A 4039-nucleotide genomic window follows, 5' to 3' on the forward strand; every position below is an offset into this window, starting at 1 on the left:
CTCGTCGCCGGGGTCGGGCTGTGCGACGTCGAGGCCGTCCGGGCGCTCGTCACCGAGGGCCCGGACCGGGTCCGCGAGCTCGTCGCGCTCGGGGCGCACTTCGACCTCGACGACGGCGGCGGGCTGAAGCTCACCCGCGAGGGCGGCCACCACCGCGACCGCATCGCCCACGCCGGCGGCGACGCCACCGGCGCCGAGATCAGCCGTGCCCTCATCGCCGCCCTGCAACGGGTGGTCGACGACCCGGGCATCGAGGTCGTCGAGCACGCCCTCGTCGTCGACCTGCTCACCGCCGACGACGGGGCCGTGTGCGGGGTGACGCTGCACGTCATCGGCGAGGGCCAGGTCGACGGCGTCGGCGCCGCGTACGCGCGGGCGGTCGTCCTCGCCACCGGCGGGCTGGGCCAGATCTACACCTCGACGACGAACCCGCCCGTGGCCACCGGCGACGGCACGGCCGCGGCGCTGCGGGCCGGCGCCCGCGTCACCGACCTGGAGTTCGTCCAGTTCCACCCCACGGTGCTCTTCCTCGGCGAGGGGTCGACCGGGCAGCAGCCGCTGATCTCCGAGGCCGTCCGCGGCGAGGGCGCCGTCCTCGTCGACGACCGCGGCGAGCGGATCATGGCCGGACGCCACGAGCTCGGCGACCTCGCGCCGCGCGACGTCGTCGCCCGCGGCATCCTCGACGTCATGGGCGAGCGCGGCCTGGACCACGTCTTCCTCGACGCCCGGCACCTCGGGGCCGCGTTCGTCCAGGAGCGCTTCCCCTCGATCGTCGCGCGCTGCCGCGAGCTCGGGTTCGACCCGGCCACCGACCTGCTGCCGGTGGCGCCGGCCCAGCACTACGCGTCCGGCGGGGTGGAGACCGACCTGCGCGGACGCACCTCCGTCGACGGGCTGTACGCCTGCGGCGAGGCGTCGTGCACCGGCGTACACGGCGCGAACCGGCTGGCGTCGAACTCGCTGCTGGAGGGGCTCGTCTTCGCGCACCGCATCGCCGACGACGTCACCGCACGCCTCGACGCCGGAGACCTGCCGCGCCGCACGCCGCCGGAGCCGGGCGACGCCGTCGCGGACCTGCTCGACGCCGGGCGCCGGATCGACCTGCAGCGGACGATGACCCGCGGGTGCGGGCCGTTGCGCACCGCCGCGTCGACGGCCGCGGCGGAGGAGGAGCTCGCCGCCCTCGCGGCGCTGCCGCCCTCGGCCGCCGAGCCCGGACCGCAGGCGTGGGAGACGACGAACCTGCTGCACGTCGGACAGGCCCTGGCGCACCTCGCGCACCGCCGCGAGGAGACCCGCGGCGGGCACGTGCGTCGCGACTTCCCGGAGCGGGACGACGCGCGCTGGCTCGTGCACCAGTCGGTGACCCGTGGTGCGGGCGGCGTGCTGCACGTCGCGGAGAGCCCGGTGGCCGAGGCGCTCGGGGCGCGGGCATGACCGCGGCCGGCGGGCGCGGCGGGGCCGGCGAGGAGGGGTTCGGCTTCCCCACCGCCGAGGCGCTGCTCGTCGTCGAGCGGGCCCTCGACGAGGACCTCGGGACCACCGGCTGGGGCGGGCGCGACGTGACGACCCTCGCGACCATCCCGGCCGAGCAGCGGTCGGTCGCGCACGTCGTCGCCCGGGCCGACGGGGTGCTCGCCGGTCTGCCGGTCGTCGCCCTCGTGCTCGGCGCGGTGGACCGGCGGCTCGGCACCGGCCCGGTGTCCGTGGAGGCGACCGCGGCGGACGGCGACCGCGTGCGGCGCGGCGACCGCCTCGCGACCCTGCGCGGCACGACCCGCACGATGCTCGTCGCCGAGCGGACCGTCCTCAATGTCCTGTCTCGCACCTCCGGCGTCGCCACCCACACCCGGCGCTGGGCCGACGAGCTCGAGGGCACCGGCGCCACCGTCCTCGACACCCGCAAGACGACCCCGGGCCTGCGAGCGCTGGAGAAGTACGCGGTGCGCTGCGGCGGCGGCACGAACAAGCGGATGGGCCTTTACGACGTCGCGATGGTCAAGGACAACCACAAGCTCGCGGCGGGCGGTCTCACCGCGGCCTACGACGCGGTGCGCCGGGCCTACCCCGACGTCGAGGTCGAGGTCGAGGTGACGACGACCGACGAGGCGCTCGAGTCCGTCGGCGCCGGCGCCCGGTTCCTGCTCTGCGACAACATGACCCCCGACCTGCTGCGGGCCACGGTCGACGCCGTCCGCGGCACCGGCGAGTCCGTCGAGGTCGAGGCCACCGGCGGGCTGACCCTCGAGGTGGTGCGCGAGTACGCCGAGACCGGGGTCGACTACCTGTCGGTCGGCGGGCTGACCCACTCTTCGCCGATCGTCGACCTCGCCCTGGACCTCGACCCCGACGACGGCTGACCGCGAGGTCCCGCTCACCGCGAGGAGTCACGACGCGCTGCACCTCGTCGTCCCGGTGTCGCGCGCCGTGACCCCTCGACCCGGGGTCCGTGGGGTGGCGGACGACCCCCGTCGGCGTCGACCTAGGGTGACCGCATGCGTCACGAGCTCGCCATCGGCCACGGTCCCGAGCCGGAGCGGATGGGGGCCGGGGCGGCCTACCGGCTGCTCACGGCGTCGGTCGTGCCGCGGCCCATCGCCTGGGTCGGCACCCGGTCGTCCGACGGGGTCGACAACCTCGCCCCGCACTCGTTCTTCACCGTCGTCAGCACCGACCCGCCGATGCTCGCGTTCACCTCGGTCGGCCGCAAGGACACCCTGAACAACGTCGAGGCGACCGGCGAGTTCGTCGTCTGCCTCGCCCCGGAGCCGCTGTTCGAGGTGGTCAACGGCACCTCCGCCGACTACCCGCCGGAGATCGGCGAGTTCGACGCCGAGGACGTGCGACGCGAGCCGTCGCGCACGGTGGCGCCGCCGCGGGTGGCCGCGTCACCCGTCGTCCTCGAGTGCCGGCTGCACGAGGTCCGCCCGACCGGCAACTGCTTCGTCGTCGTCGGCGAGGTGCTGCACGCGGCCGTCGACGAGGCCGTCGCCGCGTCCGAGGACATGCTCCGCCGCCCGCACGTCGACGTCGAGGCGCTGGCCCCGCTCAGCCGGCTCGGGGCGGACGAGTGGGGGCTGCTCGGCGAGATCCGGCGCATCGACCGCCCCCGCTACGAGGGCTGAGGACGCGGCGGCGCCGTCGTCAGCGGTCGGTGGTGGCCAGGCGGGCGGCCAGGCCGACGTACGCCAGCGAGAACGTCCGCTGCAGCCGGCGCACGACGGCCGGTCGCTCGACGACCCGGCGGCGCATGGCGCTGGAGAACAGCCCGTACCCGGAGAACACGACGAACGTCATCGCCATGAAGACCCCGCTGAGCGCGAGCATGTGCGGCAGGGCGTCGGCGCGGGCCGGGTCGACGAACTGGGGCAGGAAGGCGAAGAAGAACAGGGTGAGCTTGGGGTTGAGCAGGTTCGCCAGCACCGCGGTCAGGACGGTGCGCGCGGCCGAGCGGGGTCGGTCGTCCGCCTCGACCGCCAGGAGCCCTCGGTCCCTCCAGGCGAGCACGGCCATGACGAGGAGGTAGACGATGCCGGCGACGCGCATCACCTCGAAGGCGACCCCACCGGCCCGCAGGAGCGCGGCGGTGCCGGTGACCGCCGCGACGAGGTGCGGGACGATCCCCAGCGTGCAGCCGGCCGCGGTGACGACGGCGGCGCGACGTCCCCGGCGCAGCCCGGCGGCGATGGTGAGGACCGCGCCGGTGCCCGGCGTCGCGACGACCGCGAGCGAGGTGAGCAGGAAGGCCCAGGTCATCGTGTCTCCGTCCGGTGGTCGTCGGCAGGCGATCCTCGCACGGCGGGCCGGGGGTCGGTGGCTCCTAGGGTGGAGCGCATGGCGACCCCGGACTTCATCCTGCGGCTGCGTGCCGCGGTCGGGCACGAGCTGCTGTGGCTGCCGGGGGTGACGGCCGTGGTGCTCGACGGCGAGCGGGTGCTGCTGGTCCGCCGCGCCGACACGGGGGAGTGGACGCCGGTCACCGGCATCTGCGACCCCGGCGAGCACCCGGCCGACACCGCCGTCCGCGAGTGCCTGG

Annotated in this window: 5 protein-coding genes; 4 read left to right on the forward strand and 1 reads right to left on the reverse strand. The window is 75.7% G+C overall.

Annotated features, from left to right (window positions below):
• The 3 genes from EPD83_RS19890 to EPD83_RS19900 form a co-directional block, all read left to right on the forward strand.
• Window positions 1–1440 (forward strand): L-aspartate oxidase (locus tag EPD83_RS19890; protein WP_165567053.1); only part of this gene is annotated, 1440 nt, incomplete at its 5' end.
• Window positions 1437–2363 carry a carboxylating nicotinate-nucleotide diphosphorylase gene (gene nadC / locus EPD83_RS19895; RefSeq protein ID WP_165567054.1) on the forward strand — a complete coding sequence of 309 codons (927 nt, stop codon included), beginning with the start codon at window positions 1437–1439 and terminating at the stop codon, window positions 2361–2363. The genes EPD83_RS19890 and nadC, both read left to right, overlap by 4 nt.
• A gap of 135 nt (window positions 2364–2498) precedes the next feature.
• Entirely contained in the window at window positions 2499–3128 is a 630-nt protein-coding gene (locus EPD83_RS19900) for a flavin reductase family protein (protein WP_165567055.1), read from the forward strand.
• A gap of 19 nt (window positions 3129–3147) precedes the next feature.
• Here EPD83_RS19900 and EPD83_RS19905 read toward each other — a convergent pair whose 3' ends face one another.
• Entirely contained in the window at window positions 3148–3759 is a 612-nt protein-coding gene (locus tag EPD83_RS19905; RefSeq protein ID WP_128368651.1) for a LysE family translocator, read from the reverse strand.
• Window positions 3760–3837: 78 nt separating this feature from the next.
• Between EPD83_RS19905 and EPD83_RS19910 the strand changes: the two genes are divergently transcribed.
• Window positions 3838–4039: NUDIX domain-containing protein (locus EPD83_RS19910; protein ID WP_128368650.1), on the forward strand; the 202-nt coding region annotated here is incomplete at its 3' end.

The organism is Phycicoccus flavus (assembly GCF_004025965.2).
GTDB lineage: Bacteria > Actinomycetota > Actinomycetes > Actinomycetales > Dermatophilaceae > Phycicoccus > Phycicoccus flavus.

Excerpts from the sequence above, each read along its gene's own strand:
- nadC (WP_165567054.1), top strand. The coding sequence starts at position 1,437 with ATGACCGCGGCCGGCGGGCGCGGCGGGGCCGGCGAGGAGGGGTTCGGC.
- EPD83_RS19905 (WP_128368651.1), bottom strand. The coding sequence starts at position 3,759 with ATGACCTGGGCCTTCCTGCTCACCTCGCTCGCGGTCGTCGCGACGCCG.
- EPD83_RS19900 (WP_165567055.1), top strand. The coding sequence starts at position 2,499 with ATGCGTCACGAGCTCGCCATCGGCCACGGTCCCGAGCCGGAGCGGATG.